This is a genomic window from Ideonella lacteola (assembly GCF_038066555.1).
Taxonomy (GTDB): domain Bacteria; phylum Pseudomonadota; class Gammaproteobacteria; order Burkholderiales; family Burkholderiaceae_C; genus Ideonella; species Ideonella lacteola.
Genome location: NZ_JBBUTG010000003.1, coordinates 322545 through 343921 on the forward strand (window position 1 = coordinate 322545; position 21377 = coordinate 343921).

The 21377-nt window shown below is 67.9% G+C and carries 17 protein-coding genes; 6 read left to right on the forward strand and 11 right to left on the reverse strand.

Annotation, left to right across the window (positions count from 1 at the left end; translation table 11 throughout):
- Nucleotides 1-46: 46 nt before the first annotated feature.
- The 4 genes from AACH06_RS07240 to AACH06_RS07255 form a co-directional block, all read right to left on the reverse strand.
- Nucleotides 47-1576, reverse strand: coding sequence for an alkaline phosphatase D family protein (locus AACH06_RS07240; RefSeq protein WP_341424976.1), 1530 nt, complete (start codon nt 1574-1576; stop codon nt 47-49).
- Complete coding sequence (locus AACH06_RS07245; protein WP_341424977.1) at nt 1557-2156, reverse strand: shikimate kinase; 600 nt, start codon at nt 2154-2156, stop codon at nt 1557-1559. The genes AACH06_RS07240 and AACH06_RS07245 overlap by 20 nt, the downstream gene beginning before the upstream one ends.
- Nucleotides 2157-2217: 61 nt before the next feature.
- Nucleotides 2218-2802 carry a CBS domain-containing protein gene (locus tag AACH06_RS07250; protein ID WP_341424978.1) on the reverse strand — a complete coding sequence of 195 codons (585 nt, stop codon included), beginning with the start codon at nt 2800-2802 and terminating at the stop codon, nt 2218-2220.
- A 233-nt stretch (nt 2803-3035) separates the two neighbouring features.
- Complete coding sequence (locus AACH06_RS07255; protein ID WP_341424979.1) at nt 3036-4106, reverse strand: ornithine cyclodeaminase; 1071 nt, start codon at nt 4104-4106, stop codon at nt 3036-3038.
- Between the two features lie 258 nt (nt 4107-4364).
- On the opposite strand from AACH06_RS07255, the gene AACH06_RS07260 reads away from it, so the two are divergent.
- The 5 genes from AACH06_RS07260 (at nt 4365) to AACH06_RS07280 (ending at nt 11284) form a co-directional block, all read left to right on the forward strand.
- Nucleotides 4365-4787 carry an Lrp/AsnC family transcriptional regulator gene (locus AACH06_RS07260; RefSeq protein WP_341424980.1) on the forward strand — a complete coding sequence of 141 codons (423 nt, stop codon included), beginning with the start codon at nt 4365-4367 and terminating at the stop codon, nt 4785-4787.
- A 37-nt stretch (nt 4788-4824) separates the two neighbouring features.
- A complete protein-coding gene (locus AACH06_RS07265) occupies nt 4825-6885 on the forward strand; it encodes an ATP-dependent helicase (protein WP_341424981.1) in 2061 nt (686 codons plus the stop codon).
- Nucleotides 6886-6935: 50 nt separating this feature from the next.
- On the forward strand, nt 6936-8549 hold the full coding sequence (locus tag AACH06_RS07270; protein WP_341424982.1) for a sensor histidine kinase: 1614 nt from the start codon (nt 6936-6938) through the stop codon (nt 8547-8549).
- The gene (locus tag AACH06_RS07275; protein ID WP_341424983.1) at nt 8546-9241 is read left to right on the forward strand and encodes a response regulator; all 696 of its coding nucleotides are present in this window, start codon (nt 8546-8548) and stop codon (nt 9239-9241) included. Before AACH06_RS07270 ends, AACH06_RS07275 begins: the two co-directional genes overlap by 4 nt.
- A 135-nt stretch (nt 9242-9376) precedes the next feature.
- Complete coding sequence (locus AACH06_RS07280) at nt 9377-11284, forward strand: potassium transporter Kup (protein ID WP_341424984.1); 1908 nt, start codon at nt 9377-9379, stop codon at nt 11282-11284.
- 15 nt (nt 11285-11299) lie between these two features.
- Here AACH06_RS07280 and AACH06_RS07285 read toward each other — a convergent pair whose 3' ends face one another.
- The 5 genes from AACH06_RS07285 to AACH06_RS07305 form a co-directional block, all read right to left on the reverse strand.
- Nucleotides 11300-12559, reverse strand: coding sequence for a cation:proton antiporter (locus AACH06_RS07285; RefSeq protein ID WP_341424985.1), 1260 nt, complete (start codon nt 12557-12559; stop codon nt 11300-11302).
- A 211-nt stretch (nt 12560-12770) separates the two neighbouring features.
- Nucleotides 12771-14063, reverse strand: a complete 1293-nt coding sequence (gshA, locus tag AACH06_RS07290; RefSeq protein ID WP_341424986.1) for a glutamate--cysteine ligase — start codon at nt 14061-14063, stop codon at nt 12771-12773.
- Nucleotides 14064-14423: 360 nt separating this feature from the next.
- On the reverse strand, nt 14424-15965 hold the full coding sequence (locus tag AACH06_RS07295) for an ammonium transporter (RefSeq protein ID WP_341424988.1): 1542 nt from the start codon (nt 15963-15965) through the stop codon (nt 14424-14426).
- 25 nt (nt 15966-15990) lie between these two features.
- Entirely contained in the window at nt 15991-16329 is a 339-nt protein-coding gene (locus AACH06_RS07300) for a P-II family nitrogen regulator (RefSeq protein WP_329723913.1), read from the reverse strand.
- 25 nt (nt 16330-16354) lie between these two features.
- A complete protein-coding gene (locus AACH06_RS07305) occupies nt 16355-17089 on the reverse strand; it encodes a TorF family putative porin (RefSeq protein ID WP_341424990.1) in 735 nt (244 codons plus the stop codon).
- Between the two features lie 298 nt (nt 17090-17387).
- Between AACH06_RS07305 and AACH06_RS07310 the strand changes: the two genes are divergently transcribed.
- Nucleotides 17388-18926 (forward strand): YifB family Mg chelatase-like AAA ATPase, encoded by a 1539-nt coding sequence (locus AACH06_RS07310; RefSeq protein WP_341424991.1) that lies wholly within the window; start codon nt 17388-17390, stop codon nt 18924-18926.
- A 3-nt stretch (nt 18927-18929) separates the two neighbouring features.
- On the opposite strand, the gene AACH06_RS07315 is transcribed toward AACH06_RS07310, so the two are convergent.
- Nucleotides 18930-19925: a glycosyltransferase family protein gene (locus AACH06_RS07315; protein ID WP_341424992.1), complete on the reverse strand. Its 996-nt coding sequence runs from the start codon at nt 19923-19925 to the stop codon at nt 18930-18932.
- Nucleotides 19926-19956: 31 nt separating this feature from the next.
- Nucleotides 19957-21186, reverse strand: coding sequence for a glycosyltransferase (locus tag AACH06_RS07320; RefSeq protein WP_341424993.1), 1230 nt, complete (start codon nt 21184-21186; stop codon nt 19957-19959).
- Between the last annotated feature and the right edge of the window lie 191 nt (nt 21187-21377).

The following is a 21377-nucleotide window of genomic DNA, read 5'->3' on the forward strand; positions in this document are numbered from 1 at the left end:
ACGCCCTTCGCGCCGAGGCAGTACGTGGTCCGGTTCACGGGACAAGTCATGCCTGCGCGCCCGGGCGGCCGGCCTCGACAACGAAGCGGGCCGCCTCGGTCACCGGGCTGCGGGCATCCAGTGCGTCGGCCACCACCATGAGGCGGGCCTCGATCTGACGAGCATCGAGCCGGAAGCGGGTGTAGCCACGCCGGTCGGCGCGGCCCCAGCGCACATGCGGGTTCAGCGGCAGTGCGGCGTCGATGCGCGCTTGATCCAGACCCAGGCTGCTGATGGACGTGCCGCAGAACTCGGTGGCCAGCGTGGCCGATCGCGGATCGCGGAAATCCGTCTTCAGGTCGGCCACGTAGTGGGCGTGGACATCACCGCCCAGCACCACCACGCCGCCCAGCCGCCGTTCGGCCACCGTGGCGAGCAGGCGCTGGCGCGACGGCGCGTAGCCGTCCCAGCCATCGGTCCAGTAGGTGCCGCCTTCGGGGCCGGCGGGGTCACTCCAGGTGAAGCGGGCCATCAAGGTCTGCTGGGCCAGCAGGTTCCAGGGCCGGTCCTCGGCCCAGGCCTGCGCCAACCATTGCTCCTGAGCGGTGCCCAGCAGCGTGCGGCGAGGGTCGGCCAAGGCGGGGCACTCTTTCATCGTGACGGTGTTCGAGCCGCCGCGGCCCGGCTTCTGGCACGCCTGCGAGGCGCGGTACTGGCGGTCGTCGAGCGCCAGGATGCGGGCCAGGCGCCCCCAGTCATGGCTGCCGTACAGCCGCATCTGGCCCTGCACTGGCCGCCATGCCTTGGGGAAGGGCAAGTGTTCCCAGTAGGCTTGGTAGGCGGCGGCCCGTTGCTCGGGAAAGTCGGTCTGCAACTGGTTGCCCTGCAGCCCGGCGTAGTCGTTTTCGACCTCGTGGTCGTCCCACACCAGCAGCCAGGGGCAGGCGGCGTGCGCGGCCTGCAGCAACGGGTCGCGCTGGTAGGTGGCGTAGCGGGCCCGGTACGCTGCCAGCGTGCGCGGGAAACCGGCTTCGTGCTGCCGCAGCGCGGTGGGCAGTGAGGGGTACTCGTAGATGTAGTCCCCGAGAAACATCACCAGGTCGGGGGCATCGGCGGCCACTTGCCGCCATGCGGCGTAGTGGCCCGAGTCGTAGCGCTGGCAGCTCGCGATCACGAACGACAGCGGTGCCGCCTCGGTGGCCGCCGGGGCGGTGCGGGTGCGGCCGGCGGCACTGCGGGCCCCGAGGGCCGTGAATCGGTAGTGATACCAGCGGCCCGGCGCCAGGCCGGCCGGCTCGGCGTGCACGCTGTGGCCCCAGGCGGCTTCGGCCGTTTCGGTGCCCTGGGCGACGATGCGGCTGAAGGCCTCGTCGTCGGCGATCTCCCAGGCCACGTCGACCCGCTCGGGCAGACCCGGGCCGGTGAGCAGCGTCCACAGCACCATGCCGTCGGGCCGCGGAAACCCGCTGGCCACGCCCAGCTCGAAGCGGTCCACCTCGGCGGCCAGCGCCTGGCGGATGAACCCCGGGGCGCAGCCGGTGGCCAGGCTGGCGGCGAGCAGGCGGCGGCGATGAAGATCAGGCGGCAGGTGTGGCATGGCGGGGCGTGGCGTTGCGAAGAACGGCGACGGACAGGTCGCGCCAGAGGCGTTCGACCTCGGCCGGCGAGCCGAGGCGGGTGATCGTGACACCCGCGAGCGCGGCATCGTTTGACAGTTGCCGGTAGCGTGCTTGCCGCGTCGCCCAGGTGCGCCAGGTGTAGCGGATCACCCCGTCACGGTGGAAAAGCCGGTACCACTTCTCGTGGTTGCCATTGCAGCAAGCCTCGCCTGTGACGGCCCGCCGCCAGGTGCGCGACAGCGCGCGGCGCGTGACGAGGCCCAGCGGGAAATCGAGAACGATCAGCCACTGCAAGCGAGGCCAAAGCGCCACCTCGGTGCTGGCGAAGTAGTTGCCGCTCACCACCCATGCTGGCGTGGCGGCCAAGTCGGCCACGCGTTCGCGCAGCACGGGGTGGCCGCACTGAACCCATCCGGGCGACCACCAGAGATCGTCCAGATCGGTGAAGGGCAATCCCAGCCGTTCGCCCAGCGCGCGGCCCAGCGTCGTCTTGCCGGCGCAAGACGGCCCGATGATGTGGATGCGTTGAGCGGGCGGAGGGGCGGAAACGGTCGTCACGGGGCGGGGCGGCGCGCGGTCCTGAAGGCCGCGCGAGCTTACCCCGTGGGTGGACGCGGCGTCAGTGCATCAACGCCGCTTCGAGTTCGGCAAAGCTGCGTGATCGCGGGCCGCTGGCCAGTTCGATGCCGAGGGCGGCTTCCAGCCGGCGCGCCGAGAAGATGCCGCGGATCAGGCTGCCGTGCTGGCCCCGCTCGGCCACCAGCAGGTAGCGCAGGCCATGCTCGAGCATCGTGGCGGCGAGGTTGCCGATGCGGCTGTGCTCGATCTGCCAGGCGTCGATCACCCGCCATTCGGCGCGCGGCGTCATTACCTGCTCCAGCGTCAATTCGTCGACGGCGACGTGGTCGTTGATGGCCCGCAGCAAGGGGCGTTCGCCCTGCAGGTCGTCCACCGTGACCAGGCCGATCAGTTCGCCCCCGACGCCGGCCACGAAGGCCATGCGCACACCGGCGCGCTGCATCACATGCAAGGTGGCGGGGATGCCGTCGCGGTGGTCGACGGTGACGCAAGGGGCCAGCCGAAGGTCCGTCATCTGGCTGATCGCGGGGTCGGTGAGTGAGGCCGCGTGGGTGGCGGGTGGCAGTTGTGGCTGCCCCGAAACAGTGGTCAGCGGCAGGCGCTGAAACTCGGCGAGCGATGGCATGGTGATGCCCCTCCTGGGCGCGATGGCGCCTCTGAGCGTGGCCAGCCCTGTCGTGGCGCAGCGGCGGGGCCGCAGCGCAGGGCGGCGGGGCCAACCAGGCGCCACCCGCAAGATTGCAGCTTCGCCGAGGCGGCATCAGGGACGCATAAGCGTCGCAACGGCCTCGTCGTCGGGGCCGAAAACGACCAAGCCCGGGCGGGCCCGGGCTTGGTAAGGGGTGAGGGCGGTGCCCTTCAGGCCACCCGACGCAGCTTGGCGCGGGCCGGCGTGCCGCCCAGCACACCGCCGAACAGGTCCTTCGGGTCGTCCAGTCGCGGCACCAGGTCGATCTGCCGATGCTGTTCGTTCTGCTCTTGCAGCAGCAGGTGCAGGAAGCGCAGTGCCGAGAAATCTTCGAGGGCGAAGCCGACCGAGTCGAAGATGGTGACCTGCTCGCCGCTGGAGCGGGCGCTGTGGCCGGAGGCGACGATGTCGGCGAACTCGGTGACCGGGAAGTCGACCGGCAGTTGCTGGATTTCGCCTTCGATGCGCGACTGCGGCTCGTACTCGACGATCACGCGGGCATCGGCGCGCAGCAGGATGTCGCGGTGCAGCTCGGTCTTGCCGGGGCAATCGCCCCCCACGCCGTTGATGTGCACGCCGGGGGCGATCATCGCGGGCTCGAGGATCACCGCGTTGCGCTTGTCGGCGGTCACGGTGGTGATGATGTCGGCGCCCTGCACCGCCTCGGCGGTCGAGCCGCAGATGGTGATGGACAGGTCCGCCAGTTCGGGCAGAGCGTGCAGGTTGCGCTCCAGCTTCGCCGAGGCCAGCGGGTCCACGTCGTACAGGCGCAGTTCACGGATGCCCAGCATGCGGTGGAACGCGATCGCCTGGAACTCGCTCTGCGCACCGTTGCCGATCAGGGCCATCACGCGGCTGTCCGGGCGGGCCATCCACTTGGCGGCCAGTGCCGACATGGCGGCGGTGCGCAGCGCGGTGGTCACGGTCAATTCCGACAGCAGCACCGGGTAGCCGGTGTTCACATCGGCGAGCACGCCGAAGGCCGTGACCGTCAACAGACCTTCAGAGGTGTTCTTCGGGTGACCGTTGACGTACTTGAACGAATAGAGCTCGCCATCGGACGTGGGCATGAGCTCGATGACGCCCACGTCGGAATGGCTGGCCAGGCGGGCAGATTTCTCGAAGGTGGCCCAGCGCCGATAGTCGGCTTCGATTTCTCCGGCCAGGCGTTCGATGAAGGCGCCCGGGCCGATGCTCTGGACCAGGCGTTGAATGTCGGCGATGCCGATGTAGTCGACCATGGGACTCTCGTCTTGCGGTTGTCGGGCCTGGGTTTGTCTCGTGGCATGCCGGGTGGCACGCGAGGTGATGCGCTGAATGGGCATCCCGGTCATGGTGCGCGGCCCCCGCACCGTCCCGAGTCACAATTTTCGGCAGGACGGCTGCCAACAAGAAGCCAGCAAACTGCGCAATCTGCGAAGCCGATTGTGCGAAACGTTAGACTTGCTTGACGTTTTGATCAATTGACCCTGGCCAGCCGGCCGGATGGGGGTACATCCATGGACGATGTCGACCAGCAGTTGCTCAGCCTTCTGCGAGAAGATGCACGGGCCTCGGTGGCCTCGCTGGCCAAGACGCTGCGGGTGGCGCGTGGCACCGTGCAAAATCGGATCACCAAGCTCGAGGCCAACGGCACGATCGTTGGCTACACCGTGCGTCTGAAGCCGCAGACCGAGGCCAACCGGATCGCAGCGCTGATGACGATCGCGGTCGAGGGCAACGCGGCCGATGCGGTCATCCGGGCCTTGCGCGGTGACCCGGCGGTGCAGACGCTGCACACCACCAACGGCCGCTGGGACATCGTGGCCGAACTGCGCGCCGACAGCCTCGAGGCCTTCGATCGCGTGCTCAGCCGCATCCGGCTGATCGAGGGCATCGCCCACACTGAAACCAGTCTTCTGCTGTCCACCCACAAGTTATGACCTTTGCCTCGATGCTGCCGTACTGCCAGGAGGCCCGATGAACGCGCCCGCCACCTTGAACGCGGCCCAGATGGAGGCTGTGCAATACCTGCACGGGCCCTGCCTGGTGCTGGCGGGTGCGGGCTCCGGCAAGACGCGCGTGATCACCCACAAGATCGCTCGCCTGTTGCAGGCCGGCCTGCCGCCGAAGCGGATCGCCGCGATCACCTTCACCAACAAGGCGGCGCTTGAAATGCGCGAGCGGGCCAAATCGCTGGTGGGTGCGCGTGCTGCGAAGGATCTGGCAATCAGCACGTTTCACTCGCTCGGTGTGCGCATGCTGCGCGAGGATGGCGAGCAGCTGGGCCTGAAGCAGAACTTCTCGATCCTGGATGCCGACGATGTGCTGGGAGTCATCCGCGATGCGGGCAGTTGCACTGACAACTCGCTCGCCCGCCGTTGGCAGTGGACGATCAGCCTCTGGAAGAACCAGGGTTTCGACAGCGCCCGCGCCATGGCCGCCGCACAGAACGACGACGAACGGGTGGCCGCCAAGGTGATGGCGCTGTACGAAGAACGGCTCGCGGCGTACCAGGCGGTCGACTTTGACGACCTCATCAGCCTGCCGTTGAAGCTCGTCACCACCTGCCCGGCGGCGCAGGAGAAGTGGTTGAACCAGTTCGGGCACGTGCTGGTCGACGAGTACCAGGACACCAACGCCGTGCAGTACGAGCTGCTCAAGGGGCTGGTCAATCACCCCGACGAAAGCAAGCGTGGCATGTTCACCGCGGTGGGCGACGACGACCAGAGCATCTACGGCTGGCGCGGCGCGACGATCGAGAACCTGAAGAAGCTGCCGCAGGAGTTCCCCAGCTTGAAGGTGATTCCGCTGGAACAGAACTACCGCTCGACCAGCGCCATCCTGCGCGCGGCCAACGAGGTGATCGCGGGCAACCCGAAGATCTTTCCGAAGAAGCTGTGGAGCGAGCACGGCGACGGCGAGCCGGTGCGGGTGGTGGAGTGCGATGGCGAAGAGCACGAGGCCGACCGTGCGGTGGCGCGCATCCAGGCGGTGCGGGCGACCGACCCCCGCATCAAGTTCTCCGACTTTGCGATCCTCTACCGTGCCAACCACCTGGCGCGTGCCTTCGAGCAGAAGCTGCGGGCCGCGCAGGTGCCGTACAAGGTATCCGGCGGCCAGAGCTTCTTCGACAAGGCCGAGATCAAGGACCTCTGCGCTTGGTTGCGCCTGCTCGTCAACCAGGACGACGACCCCGCCTTCCTGCGGGCGGTGACCACCCCCAAGCGCGGCATCGGCCACACCACGATCGGCAAGCTGGGCGAGTTTTCGGGCAAGTGGAAGACGAGCATGTTCGAGGCGCTGTTCGCCGAGAGCCTGCCCAGTGCCCTCAGCGCGAAGGCGATCGGCTCGCTGCACGAGTTCGGCCGCTATGTGAACGACCTCGAATACAAGGCCCGCACCACCACGGGTGCGGAAGACGCCAAGGCGCTGATGCTGGGTTGGCTGAAGGACATCGGCTACGAGCAGCATCTGTACGACACCGAGGACAGCGAAAAGCTCGCCGCCTCGCGTTGGTCGAACGTGCTCGACTTCGTCGACTGGGTGGCCAAGCGCTGTGGTGGCGAGATCACGCAGGAGGGCGGCACCTTCGAGAGCGAGAAGAAGAGTGTGCTGGACGTGGCGCAGACCATCAGCGTGATCCTCAGCCTGGCCGAGCGGGGTGACGAGCAGGACCAGGTGGTGCTGTCGACACTGCACGCGAGCAAGGGCCTGGAGTGGCCGCATGTGATTCTGGTGGGGGTCAACGAAGGCTTGCTGCCCTTCAAGGCGGACGATGAAGAGATGAGCGTCGAACGCCTGGAGGAAGAACGGCGCCTGATGTACGTGGGCATCACCCGGGCGCAGAAAACGCTGGTGGTCAGCACGCTGCGCCGCCGCAAGAAGGGCCGCGACACCGTGGCGGGCATCCCCAGCCGCTTCATCGCCGAGATGAAGCTCAACCAGGCCGGGAGCGGCGAAGACCCGAAGGATCGGCTCAAGCGTCTGCGGGCCGAGCTCGCCGCCAAGAGTGCCGCAGCGGCGCCAGCGGCGGAATGACGTGCCCCCACTGATGCGTTCCTGACGCCAGTGCGGTTAGCCTCCGCGTCATGAGCGCGCAGACTTTCCCTGGCGCCCGCGGTGGGCAGGCGGCCGCGCGGACACCACCCGACCGGGCTCGGCTGCTGCGCCGGGCCTTGGGCTGGGCCGCGGCGGCGGCGCTCTGGGGCCTGGCCTGGACCGGGGCCACCCAGCTGGACCACCACACCGACCTGGCCAACCAGGCGATGCTGTTCGTCATCGCTCCGGTGGTGGCGAGCATCTGGCTGTCGGCGCCCGCCGCGTTCGCGTTCGCCCTGTTCTGCACCATCAGCTTCGACTGGGGTTTCGTGCCGCCGCGCGGTACGTGGCAGATCGACCACGAACGCCATGCCGTGTTGCTGGCGGCGATGCTCGTCGTCAGCTGGCTGATCGCCGGGCTGCTGGCGCGTTTGCGAGCCCAGGCCGCCGCCGCACGCGACGCGGCCCGGTGGGCGGCACGGTTGCAATCGGTCGGTGAAGCGCTGCGAGACAGCGCCGATCCCCTGCAGCAGGCCGAGCCGGTCGCCCAGGTGCTGTCCGAGTTGGGCGGGCGGCCCGCGGCCCTGCTGGTGCTGCGCGACGAGATGCCGCCGACCGACCAGCCAGAGGCCGCATGGCAGCACGGCGAGCTGGACGCCGATGAGCGGGCCGGCCTGTGGTTGAGCCTGCGTCAATCACAGGCCTTCGGGCCGGGCACCGGCCGGCATGGGGAGCAGCCGGCCTGGTACCTGCCGCTGCGTTCGAGAGGGGCGAGCTATGGCGCCGCACTCGTTCGCCTGGCCGAGCCCGCCCACGCCAGCGACGTCGGGCGCATGCGCGCGCAGGCCCTGTGCGATCTGCTCGGCGTGGCCCTGCAGCGCGCGGCGTTGGCGCGGCAGACCGAAGCGGCACGGGGCCTGGCTCAGACGCAGGGGGTGCGCAATGCGCTGCTGGCCTCGATCTCACACGACTACCGCACGCCGCTGGCGGTGATCCTCGGCGCTGCGTCGTCGCTGCAGGATCAGGGCGAACGTCTGTCTGCCGTGCAGCGGGCCCGGTTGGCGGCGCAGATCGTCGAAGAGGTGGAGCAGCTCAGTCGAATGACCGACAACACCTTGCAGCTGGCGCGGCTCGATGCACCCGGGGTCACGCTGAGGCTGGATTGGGAATCGGCCGAAGAGGTGGTGGGCACCGCATTGGCACACGCTCGCCGCCGCGCTGACAGCAAGCGCTTGCGGGCGCGCCTCGAACCCGGCCTGCCGCTGCTGCGCTGCGATGCGATGCTGCTCTCGCAACTGCTCGACAACCTGATCGACAACGCGCTGAAGTACAGCGAGGGGCCGGTCGAGTTGGTGGTGCGCCAACAACTGCCACTGCCGGGTGAAACCGATGCGTCGGGCGCCGCGGTCGGGCCGCATGTGGTGCTGGCGGTGCGGGACCGCGGCGCTGGCGTCGCGCCGGCCGAGCGCACCAAGGTGTTCGAAGTGTTCCAGCGCGGCGACGGGGCCGGCCAGGCCCGCGGCGCGGGCGTGGGGCTGGCCGTGTGCCGCGCGATCGCGCGCGCCCATGGCGGCGAACTGAAGTTGCGTACCCGGGCGCACGGTGGCAGCAGCTTCGAGCTCTGGCTGCCCGTCGTGCCCATGCCGATCGAGGCCCAGACATGATCCGCGTACTGCTCGTTGAAGACGACAAGGACCTTCGCGCCACCTTGCGCGATGCGCTCGCACTGGAAGGCTACGAGGTCAGCACGGCCGCCAGCCTCAGTGAAGGCCTGGCGCTGTGGACCCACGCGCGCCCGCCACCGGATGTGGTGCTGCTCGACCTCGGGCTGCCGGATGGCGACGGCGAAACGATGCTGGCCAATCTGCGCAAGCGCGATGCGGTGCCGGTGCTGGTGATCTCGGCGCGCCAGGCCGATGGCCAGAAGATTCGCCTGCTCGACGCCGGCGCTGACGACTACCTCGTCAAGCCCTTTTCGATCGGCGAGCTGCTCGCCCGCCTGCGGGTGGCCTTGCGCCACCGTGGCACGGCGCTCAAGCCGGCGCTGACGCATTACGAAGCCGATGGGCTGGTCGTCGACCTGGCGGCGCACCGGGTCACGCTGAAGGGCGAAGCGGTGCACCTGACGCCCACGGAGTTCAAGCTGCTGGCGCGCCTGGTGCGCAGCGCCGGCCAGGTGGTGACACACCGGCAGTTGCTGGCAGATGTCTGGGGCGAGGAGTTCACCGAACACACCCACTACCTGCGCCTGTACATGGGCCAGTTGCGGGCCAAGCTCGAAGCCGATCCGGCAGACCCACGGCGGCTGCTGACCGAGCCCGGCGTGGGCTACCAGCTCGCCGATTCGGCGGCCTGACGCTTTACAAATCTTTATGCGTTCCTGACGCGGGTCTGGGGAGCATCGCGCCCTGTCCAACAGGGATGCTTCCATGAAGACCATCGATCAGGATTTCGTTGTTCTGCGCCCGGGCCGGCTGGCCAGGAGGTCTGCATGACCTCCGCCACCCTGTCGAGCCACTCGGCCACGCACACCCCGCAGCGCTCGGCGCTCGCGGTGCTCACGCTCGGTGCGATCGGCGTCGTCTATGGCGACATCGGCACCAGCCCGCTCTACACCGTCAAGGAAATCTTCGGCCCGTCCACCGGGCTGGCGCCGACATCTGACAACATCATCGGCGCCGTGTCGGTCATCTTGTGGGCGTTGATGTTCGTCGTCACGCTCAAGTACGTGATCCTCATTCTGCGGGCAGACAACCGCGGCGAAGGGGGCGCCTTGGCACTGACAGCGCTGGCCGCCCATGCCGTGGCGCACCGGCCGCGTTTGCGCCTTGGGTTGCTGACACTGGGCGTCTTCGGCGCCACCTTGTTCTACGGCGATAGCGTCATCACGCCTGCGATCTCGGTGCTCGGTGCGATGGAGGGGCTGGAGGTGGTGTCCGACGATCTGAAGAGCTGGGTCGTCCCGCTGTCGATCGTCGTCCTGGTCGGCCTGTTCCTGGTGCAGCGATTCGGCACCGCGGCGGTCGGGCGGCTCTTTGGCCCGGTCATCGTGCTGTGGTTTGTCGTGCTGGCGGTGGCGGGGCTGGTGCACATCGTCGAGCAGCCGCAGATCCTGCGCGCCTTGAACCCGATGCGCGCCCTGCAGTTCCTGCACGGCAGTGGCTGGCATGTGTTTGCGCTCGTCGGGGCGGTCGTCCTCGCGCTCACGGGGGCCGAGGCCTTGTACGCCGACATGGGTCACTTCGGACGCGCGCCGATCCAACTGGCCTGGGTGGCGCTGGTGATGCCCGCGCTGGCCTTGAACTACCTCGGCCAGGGGGCCTTGCTGATCGGTGATCCCACCGCGCTCGAAAACCCGTTCTTCCGGATGTTCCCGAGCTCATGGGTGCTGGGTGTCGTCGGCCTGGCCACCCTGGCGGCGATCATCGCGTCGCAGGCGGTGATTTCCGGTGCCTATTCGATGACCCGCCAGGCGATCCAGCTCGGCTTCCTGCCGCGCATGACGATCCGCTTCACCTCGGCGCGCGAGATGGGGCAGATCTACATGCCCGCGGTGAACTGGGTGCTGCTCGTCGGCGTGATCGGTGCCGTCGTGGGCTTTGGCAGCTCGTCTGCGCTCGGAGGCGCGTACGGCATCGCCGTCACCCTCACGATGGCGATCACCACGGTGCTGACCTTCTTCGTGGTGCGCGAGGGCTGGCGCATGCCCGCGCCGCTGGCGTGGGGCGCCACGGCGCTGTTCCTTCTGGTGGACGGCTTGCTGTTCGTCAGTTGCGCCGTGAAGCTGTTCGACGGCGGCTGGTTCCCGCTGGCGCTGGGGCTGGCCATCTTCGCGTTGATGAGCACCTGGGCGCGCGGCCGGGCGCTGGTGATGGAAAGTATCCGCAGCGACGGCGTGGCGCTCGCCCCGTTCATCGCCAGCCTGGACCCCACCGATTTGCAACGCAGCCGCCGCACCGCGGTGTACCCCGTGGCCAATCCGGAGGTGGTTCCCCAGGCGCTGCTGCACAACATGAAGCACTACCAGGTGCTGCATGACCGCAACCTGATCCTGACCGTGCACTACGAAGAGGTGCCCTGGGTGCCCGCCGAAGATCGTGTGGCCGTGCAGGACCTGGGGCACGGCTTCTGGCGCGTGAGCCTTCGCTTCGGCTTCATGGAGACGCCGGACGTGCCCGAGGCCCTGTCGCTCGCCGAGAAGCAGGGCCTGCATGTGCCGCCCTTCGAGACCAGCTACTTCCTCAGCCGGGAAACCGTGGTCTCCACCCCGGGTGCCGGCATGGCGGGCTGGCGCGAGCGCCTGTTCGCAGCGATGAGCCGCAATGCCCGGACAGCTGCGGAGTACTTCCGCTTGCCCGACAACACGGTGGTCGAGCTGGGCACCCGGGTGCAGATATGAAGCGCTGAGGGGGCGTCAGGCCCCGCGGGCCGCGGCATGCGCCGGGGCGGCGGGGCGCCGCATCACCCAGTTGAAGATCGGCGTGGCCATCACCGTGCTGGTGACGGCCATCAGCACCATGATCGAGAACAGGCCCGTTTCGATCACACCCGCCGACAGGCCGATGTTGATGATGATCAGCTCCATCAGCCCCCGGGCGTTCATCAGGGCACCGATCGCCATCGCGTCCTGGTTGCTTTCACCATTGAGCCGGGCAGCGGCCCAGCAGGCGATGCCCTTGCCACCGAACGATGCCGCCAGGATGGCCAGAGCGGCCACGAGGATGGCCGGGTCGAAGAGCATGCCCAGCCGCGTGTTCAGCCCCGAATAGGTGAAGAACATGGGCAGCAGGAACACCACCACGAAAGGCTGCAGGCTCTCCTTCACCTTGTTCGCCAGGGCACCTCGCGGCATGACGCAGCCAAGCAGGAAGCCGCCGAAGACGGCGTGGATGCCGATCACATCCATCGCGAACGCGCACAGCGCGAAGAGCACCAGCACCGCGGCGAAGAGCGGGTGGGGCAGCGGACGGTCGTGTTGCACGCCGCGTTCCAGCCGGCTGAGCAGTTTTTTACCCACGGTCGTCATGAAGACCGCGAAGGCGATGCCGCCCCCGATGGCGACGTAGGCGCCTGTCCAGGCGCCGCCGAAGCTCGCCAGCACCACCGCGAGGATGCACCAGGCGGCGGCGTCGTCGAATGCCCCGGCAGTGAGAGCCAGTGTGCCCAGCGACGAGCCCGCCAGCCCCCGCTCGTGGATGATGCGCGCCAGCATCGGGAACGCGGTGATGGCGATGGCCGCGCCCATGAACAGCGAGGCCTCGATCAGCCGTGTCTTCGAGGCGAAAAGCCCCGGCACGGTGTGCAGCCACGGGCCCATCGCGAAGGCCAGCACGAAGGGCACGGCGATGCCGGCGATGGACACCGACATGGCGCTGCGCGCACGTTCGCGGAAATGGTCGGCGCGGAACTCCAAGCCGACCAGGAACATGTACAGCCCGACGCCCAACTGAGCCGCCACGTAGAGCGTGCCCTTGGTCTCCTTCGGAAACAGCCACTGCTGCCATTCGGGGGCGATCCACCCGAACAGAGAGGGGCCAAGCAGCACCCCGGCGATCATCTCGCCCACCACTTGAGGCTGGCCGAGGTGTCGCGCCAGGCGCCCGACCAGCTGGCTCGCCAGCACGATGATGGCCGCCTGGGCGAAGAAATAGATGGAGAGCTGGGAGGTGGCCATGGCGGGCGCTGGTGACGGCGTTCAGCAAGACGGACGCTGGATTGTCCAACGTCCGCCGCCGACCATGGCGGGTGTTGCCCTGGGGCGCCGCCGAACGGATTGCGCCAACCGGCCGGGCCTGCTGCCATGGTGGCTTCGGGCCGATCGACCGATGGGCCGATTAGCCGATGAGCCGATGCGCCGATGCGCCGGCAGACGCCGCCCTGGCAGGCTACTCGTACACCTCGGCGTTCGGGTCGGTGGCCTCGAGCTCGTAGGCGGCTGCCAGCATGGCGAGCCGGCCGATCACACCGTACATATAGAACCGGTTTGGCGCACTCACGCCGGGTTTCTCGCCGGGGCGCGGCAGGTGGTGGCTCTCGGCGAAGGCCAACGGGACGAAGCTGGCGCCGGGCGCGTTCAGGCTCTGGTCGATGCCGCGATCGGCGTGGATGCGGTAGAACCCGCCGACGACGTAGCGGTCGATCATGCAGACCACCGGTTCGGCCACCGCCTCGTTCATCCGCTCGTAGGTGGGCACCCCCTCCTGGATGATCACCTCACCGGTGGGCTGGCCACCCGTGATCGCCATGTGGCGCTCGCGGAAACCGGGTTCGTCCAGTTCCTTGGCGTCGCGCACCGTCATCAGACCCAGGCCGCTGGGCCCATCGTCGGCCTTGACGACGACGAACGGCTTCTCGTTGATGCCGTACTCTTTATGCTTGCGACGGATCTTGGTCAGCAGCGCGTCGACATTGCTCCGGACGCAGTCCAGCCCTTGCGGTTGCTGCCAATCGACCTCCCCGCACTGGGTGTGCATCGGGTTGATGAGCCACGGGTCCATGCCCAGCAGCTTGGCAAACTTCTTGGCCACCTCTTCGTAGGCCTGGAAGTGCCGGCTCTTGCGGCGCTGGCTCCAGCCAGCGTGCAGCGGCGGCAACAGGTATTGCTCATGCAGGTCTTCCAGCACCTTCGGCACGCCTGCGGACAAGTCGGTGTTGAGCAGGATGGTGCAGGGGTCGAAATTCTTCAGGCCGAGCCGGCGCTTGGTGCGCAGCAGCGGTTCCACCTCCAGGTGGCTGCCATCGGGCAGATCGAGGGTGCTGGCGTCGGTCTGGCGATCGTCGAGCATGCCCAGGCGCACATTCAGACCCGCGAGCGAGAAGATCTGGACGAGCCGCTGCAGGTTCATCAGGTAGAACTTCTTGCTCAGCAGGTGCGGTTCGGGCACCAGCAGCAGGTTCTTGGCCTCGGGGCAGATCTTTTCGATGGCCGCCATCGCGGCCTGGACGGCCAGCGGCAGCATGTCCGGCGTCAGGTTGTTGAAGCCGCCGGGGAACAGGTCGGTGTCGACCGGGGCCAGCTTGAACCCCGCGTTGCGGATGTCCACCGAGCTGTAGAACGGCGGCGTGTGCTCCATCCATTCCAGTCGGAACCAGCGCTCGATCGCCGGCATGGACTCCAGGATGCGCTGCTCAAGTTCGTTGATGGGGCCGGTGAGCGCGGTGACGAGGTGCGGAACCATGGCGACGGCGATGCAGATGGAAAGACGATTCTGGCAGATGGGGTCGGGGTGCCCAATTGCAACCAGCTGGCAATCCGCCCGCCAACAGGCGCCATCCTCCCAGCGCCCCTGACTTCCCGACGCCGCCGCGGGCAGCAAAAAGGCCGCCCGTGGGCGGCCTGTGCTGAGAGGCTGAGAGTCTTTCGCCGATGCCCGTCTTGAACCCCCAAACGCCCCGGCTCTTCGTTGCAAATGCTCGCCATAGCCCGAGCTATGGCTGTGCTTTGCGCCTTGATCCGGGTCGCCTGGGTGCCCCTTTCGGGCACCGCCGAGAAACTCTCAGCCTCTGAGGCGAGGGCGGCCGTCGGGCCGCCGCGGGCTTCACTTGTTGTAGGCGGTTTCGCCGTGCGAGGTGATGTCCAGACCTTCGCGTTCTTCGTCTTCCGGCACCCGCAGGCCGATGACCGCGTCGACCACCTTGTAGGCGATCAGCGAGACCACACCGGACCACACCACCGTGATCAGCACCGCCTTGAGCTGCGTCCACACCTGGCCGGCGATGGAGTAGGCATCGGGTGTGATCATGGCGACGGTGGTCCAGTCGGCCACAGCGCTGGGCCCGCCCAGGCTGGGCGAGTTGAACACGCCGGTCAGCAGGGCACCCAGGATGCCGCCCACGCCGTGCACGCCAAAGACGTCCAGCGAATCGTCGGCGCCGAGCAGGCGCTTCAGGCCGTTCACGCCCCACAGGCAGGCGAAGCCGGCGATCACGCCGATGATCAGCGCACCGCCGACGCCGACGTTGCCGGCGGCCGGGGTGATGGCCACGAGGCCGGCCACGGCACCCGACGCGGCGCCCAGCATCGAGGCCTTGCCCTTGTGCAGTGCTTCACCCACCGACCAGGCCAGCACCGCAGCTGCCGTGGCGACCAGGGTGTTGATGAAGGCCAGTGCAGCGTAGCCATTGGCTTCCAGCGCCGAGCCGGCGTTGAAGCCGAACCAGCCCACCCACAGCAGCGCCGAGCCGACCATGGTCAGCGTCAGGCTGTGCGGCGCCATCGATTCCTTGCCGTAGCCGATGCGCTTGCCCACCAGGTAGGCGCCCACCAGGCCTGCGACCGCGGCGTTGATGTGCACCACCGTGCCGCCCGCGAAGTCGAGTGCGCCCATCTGCCAGATGAAACCGGCCTTGGCGTTCATCGCGTCGGCCACTCCGGCGGCGCCGGTGTAGGCGTCCGGGCCCATCCAGAACCAGACCATGTGCGCGATCGGGGCATAGCTGAAGGTGAACCACAGCGCCATGAACAGCAGCACGGCCGAGAACTTGATCCGCTCGGCGAACGAGCCGACGATCAGCGCGCAGGTGATGCCGGCGAACGTGGCCTGGAAGGCAGCAAACACGATCTCGGGGATGTAGACGCCCTTGCTGAAGGTGGCGGCGTTGGCGAAGGTGCCGGCGACGTTGTCCCAGACGCCCTTCATGAACAGCCGGTCGAAGCCACCGATGAACGCATTGCCCTCGGTGAAGGCCAGGCTGTAGCCGTAGATCACCCACAGCACGACGATCATCGAGAAGGTGACCATCACCTGCATCAGCACCGACAGCATGTTCTTGCTGCGGACCAGACCGCCATAGAACAGTGCCAGGCCCGGAACGGTCATCAGAATGACCAGCAGCGTGGACACCATCATCCAGCCGGTGTCACCCTTGTTGGGGACAGGCGTCGGCGCGGCGGCCGCTGAAGCGGCTTCGGCCGGCGCAGCGGCGGCAGCGGCGCCCGAGGCGGCCGCATCGGGCGCTTCCGCGGCGGGTGCGCTGGCCGTGACGGCAGGCGCCGAGGCAGCTCCGTCCTGCGCGAAAGAAACCCCGGCGAAGCCGAGGGCGGCGATGCCCAGGGCCAGGGTGGCGAGAAGTTTTCTCATGTCGGGTTGTCTCGTATCGGTGTGGTTAGAGGGCGTCCTTGCCGGTTTCGCCGGTGCGGATGCGAACGACCTGTTCGAGCGCCGAGACGAAGATCTTCCCGTCGCCGATCTTGCCGGTGCGGGCCGAGGCTTCGATCGCCTCGATGACGCGATCGACGAGCGCGTCGTCGATCGCAGCCTCGATCTTCACTTTGGGCAGGAAGTCGACCACGTACTCGGCACCCCGATAGAGCTCGGTGTGGCCCTTCTGGCGACCGAAGCCCTTCACTTCAGTCACTGTGATGCCCTGCACGCCGATGGCGCTCAGGGCTTCACGCACTTCGTCCAGCTTGAACGGCTTGACGATGGCGGTCACCATCTTCATGGTTGTTTGCTCCTAGGTTAGGGCTTCAGAAGTTGTACTTGACGCCCAGCACGACGCCGGCGCGACCGAGGTTCTTGTTGTTCGGCCCGACATACACGTCGGTGTCCGTGTCGACGACGGCCAGGCTCGGCACCAGTCCGTTGAAGTCTTTGCTGATCGTCACCGAGTAGTCGGTGTAGCTCGCGTCGCCCAGGTGGCGAACGGTCTGGTGGCCGATGTGCGGTGCCAGGATCACCCCGTTGCCGACGTCGAACGAGGCCGACAGGTCGACATAGCCGCTGCCCTTGCTGTCGGCAAAGCCGAAGAGGTTGGTCACGCTGTGCGAATACTTCAACGTGAACATCGCGTACGTCAGCGCCGCGTACAGCTCGGTGGTGTTCGCGCTCGGGTCCAGGTCGTTGCCGGGGTATTGGTAGGTCAGGGCGCCGACGTCCAGCGTGAGGTCCTTCGCGACCTCACCCTTCCAGCCGCCGTACAGGTCGATTTCCACATTGGCGTTGCCGCCCGCGTCGTCGATCCATTTGATCGTCGAGGCCCATGCGCCGGCATAGAAGCCTTGGGGCAGCGTCAGGTCGAGGCCGCCTTGAATGGCGGGCTTGAGCCGAGTCTGCGAGATGCCGCGATAGCGGTAGTCGCTGACGGCGCCGATGTTGAAGGCCAGCGAGGTGTCGGCGGCCTGCGATGCCACGGGGGCCAGCAGGGCCGATGCCAGGATGGTGGCCAGGGCGGTCGGACGGCCGAGGCGATTGCTTGTCGTCATGCACACACTCCTCAAGTGCAAAGGGTTCGCGTTCTGAACTCCCTCCACGAGGCTTTGCAGCTTCCGTGCCATCGCACCTGGGGCCGGCTGTCACAAGCCGAAACGTCGTTCGGCGGTGCACGGCGGGAGACCGACGCTGCACCAAAACCCATCTCTACGTCGCGAAATGCACCAGACGGGTGCGTGATGGGCTCCCCCATGCGGGGGGAATGCGCTGAAGAGGCCGCCGCGCACAATGGCGGTGACATTCGGGCGACGGGCGATGTACCCGCCGCCCGATCGAGGGAGGTTGTTTCGCATGTCGTTGGCCGTGGTTGCCAGCCGCGCCCTGGACGGGCTCGCGGCGCCGGAAGTTCGTGTCGAGGTCCATTTGGCCAACGGGCTGCCCAGCTTCACGCTGGTCGGGTTGGCCGATACCGAAGTCAAAGAGGCCCGCGAGCGGGTGCGCGCTGCGTTGGCCGAGAGTGGCTTCGCGTTTCCGCACAACAAGCGAATCACGGTGAATCTGGCGCCCGCGGACCTACCCAAGGAGTCGGGGCGCTTCGATCTGCCGATTGCGCTGGGCATCCTCGCGGCGCAGGGCATCGTCGATGCGCGCCGACTGGAGGGCATCGAGTTTGCGGGTGAGTTGTCGTTGGCAGGTGAGCTGCGCCCGATCCGTGGTGCGCTGGCACTGGCCCTGGCGGCCAGGAAGGCCGACCCACAACCTCGACTGGTGCTGCCCAAGTCCAGTGCGGCTGAAGCCGCCCGGGTCGAGGGCTTGGACATCCGCAGTGCTTGCCACTTGTCCGACGTGGTGCGTGCCCTGCTGCCGACCGACGAAAGCGGCGCAACGAGGCCGGAACTGCCGCACGCGGTGGCCGAAGCCGCCGTGCCGACATCACAGGCACTGGACTTGCGCGAAGTGAAGGGCCAGGCCGGCGCCAAGCGGGCGCTTGAGATTGCCGCGGCCGGGGCCCACAGCCTGCTGCTCGTTGGGCCGCCCGGCACGGGGAAGTCGATGCTGGCGCAGCGGTTGTCCGGGCTTCTGCCTCCCATGACCGACGAAGAGGCCCTGTCGACCGCGGCATTGCACAGCGTGTCGGCCAGAGGCTTCGATCCGTCGCGATGGCGCCAAAGACCGATGCGACATCCCCATCACAGCGCGAGCGCCGTGGCCCTGGTGGGGGGCGGCTCGCCGCCCCGGCCCGGAGAGATCTCGCTCGCTCATGGCGGGGTGCTCTTCCTGGATGAGCTTCCGGAATTTCCCCGCTCGGCGCTGGAGGCGTTGCGCGAGCCCCTTGAAACCGGCCAGATCACCATCTCGAGAGCGGCCAGGCAGGCGAACTATCCGGCCCGCTTTCAGTTGGTGGCAGCGATGAATCCCTGTCCGTGCGGATGGCTGGGCGCCTTTGCGGCCACCGGCAAGAGCTGTCGCTGTTCGCCGGAGGCGGTGGCGCGGTACCAGGCCAAGCTGTCGGGCCCACTGCTGGATCGCATCGACATGCAAGTCGAAGTGCCCGCGATCGGCGCCGCGGCATTGATGGCCGCACCGGACGGCGACACGAGTGCGGTGGTGGCGGCTCGCGTGGCCGAGGCCCGCGAGCGACAACTGGCCCGCCAGGCCGTGGCCAATGGCGAACTGGCCGCCGGCGCACTGGACGCAGCCTGCCGGATGGACGCCGCCGCGGCGCACTTCCTGCAGTCGGTGGCGGCGCGCCTGGGTTGGTCGGGGCGCAGTGTGCACCGTGTGATGAAGCTGGCCCGCACCATCGCAGACCTGGCCGGGGCGGATGCCGTCGGCACGCCCGCCATCGCGGAAGCCGTTCAGTACCGCCGGGCCCTGCCCGAGTCCTGAGGCTCAGCCGAACCGGGCGCGGGCGGCGTCGACGCAGCGCGCCCGTCCGTCTGCATCGTTCGCCCAGTGGAGGATGGCCTCCACCCAGGCGTTCGCGTCCTGCGCCAGCAGCACGCCGTCGACTCTGTCGCGCACGAAGCCTTCATACGGCGGCGTGCGGCTGTACAGCCCCAGCGCACCCTGGCGGGTGTAGTCGATGAACTTCACCGGCCCGCGGCCTGCGTTGAAGACGCTTGGCAGCAGCGGCGCCAGTCCGATGTCTGCCGTTCGGCTGGCGGTGTAGGCGAGGTAGCTTTCCCAGCGCATCGGATGCAGAACGGCGACCCGCGGCAGATCTCGGAAGCGCCGGTTCACCGGCAACTCCCCGAACAGCTCGAAGTGCGTGACGTCGCTTCGGCGCTGAACCTCTGCCATGACCCCGTGGAGCCATTCGATCTCACGCTGGTGCGAGGCGGTGCCGTGGTAGACCACCCGGACGGCCCGGCAGGGATCGATCAGGGCCCGTGGCGGCGAGAGCGGTAGCACCGTGGGACGCATCTGCGCGTACTTGGAGGCCAGTGCCTCGGTCGCCACCCACCATTGCGCGGCCATCTGCTCGAACCACGGCCGCTGGCTGGTGGCGAACTGCCTGATCTTGCGGGCGTAGGGTTCTGCCAACTCGGCCAAGGCCGCCGGATCGAGCAAATCGTCGTCCAGGAACCAGGCGAGCCCGCCCAACTCGCGGCGCTGGCGTTCGATGGCGTGGCGCCACGGCGCATGAAGATACCGTTGTACGACGATGAAATCGCCGGGTTCGATCTGCCCGGTGTGCGGAGGCTGGCGAGCATCGAGTCGGACAACGGGGGGGCCCAGCGAAGCCAGCCAGGGGCCGAGGATGTAGTCGCCGCTGGGCGTGGCGCCCTCTTCCAACATCAGCAGGCGCTTGGCCTGGCCGGCATCGGCAAGCTGGCCCACATCCATGGGCGGGCTCAGCTTTCCCCCGAGCAGGCGCTTCCACATCACCTCACTCCACGCCCGCGGGCCGGTGTGCTCATACGGGCAGCTCCATCAAATCGGACAGCATGGAGCGCCACTTCGGCAGGCACACCTGCTTCAAGTCGCATCGCTCGATGACGGTGCGTCGGGCGGCCTCCCGCAGCCGTGCATGGGCGTCGCGGTGGCGAACAGCATCCTCGACAAGTGCGGCCAGTGACGCGGTGTCGAAGAAGTCGAACAGGCTGCCATTGACACCGTCTTCGATGTAATCCATCACCGGAGCCGTGCGGCTGCCGATGACATGGCAGCCAGCGCTCATCGCTTCCAGGCAGCTCCAGGACAAGACGAAGGGGTAGGTCAAGTAGACATGGGCGGCCGAGACCTGCAGCAATTGAAGGTACTGCGCATAGGGCAGTTGGCCCAGGAAATGGACTCGCTGCAGGTCCAATTCGGACGCCACCTCGTCCAAGAATCGCTGCTTCCAGGTCGTGCCAGCGGGAGCCGCCGCGCCGTAGCTCACCCCATCGGCGCCGACCAAGAGGAAGCGAGCCTGCGGCAGCCGCCGCTGGATCTCCGGCAGGGCGCGCATGAAGACGTGGTAGCCGCGGTAGGGCTCGAGGTTGCGGTTGACGAAGGTGACCACCGGATCGCCTGGGCCGAGCGCCTGCGGCACCTGGGGGTGTGTGAAACGCGCCTCGGCGTTGGGTCGGACGTGCGCGGTGTCGATGCCATCGAATATCACGTCAACGCGGGATCGGTATTCGGCGGGCAACCGCGAAGCCTGCCATGCCGTGGGCGCCACGCCGCGGTCCATCGCCAGGAGCGACTCGACCAATGCCATGTTTTTCAGGCGATGCTTCATCCTGGCTTCGATCGATGGGTGGCCAAACTCTGGATCGAATCCGAAATCGCCGTCCGGTGTGCCGTGGAAGAACTCCAGCAAGCTGACCAGCTTGGCGCCGGGAAACACGTCCTTGGCAAACAGCGCTTCGCCCCAACCGGGGTTGGTGATGATCAAGTCCGGGCGATACCCATCCTTGGCCATGTGGAGCATGGCGGCCGCGCAGGCCTCGGCCCGCAGCACCTTGGCCTCGGCTTCGCGCAAGAGGGGATGCACGTCCTTGCCCGGACGCCGTTGGACGCCGTACACATGTTGCGTGACGCCCGGGGGCGGCGGGCGCCGGTGCATCGCCATCGCGTCCACACGGTGTCCGGCCGCAGCCAGTGCCGGGGCCAAATGGCGAAACTGCCCCGGGAAGTTCTGGTGGATGAATAGGATCTTCATGGGCGGCGACATTGTCGACCCGGCCGGCAGGGCGTGGCATCTTCACGCCTTTTGAGGGTACGACGTGGCGCCGCCGCCTCGCCGCCCCCCAATTCGTGGAGGACCGCGACGACCGCACGCGGCACAATGGCGGCGCCAATGACAAGGCGCCCGGCGCTGGCCTGGGCCCCGGCCGCGGAGGGACGTGTGCT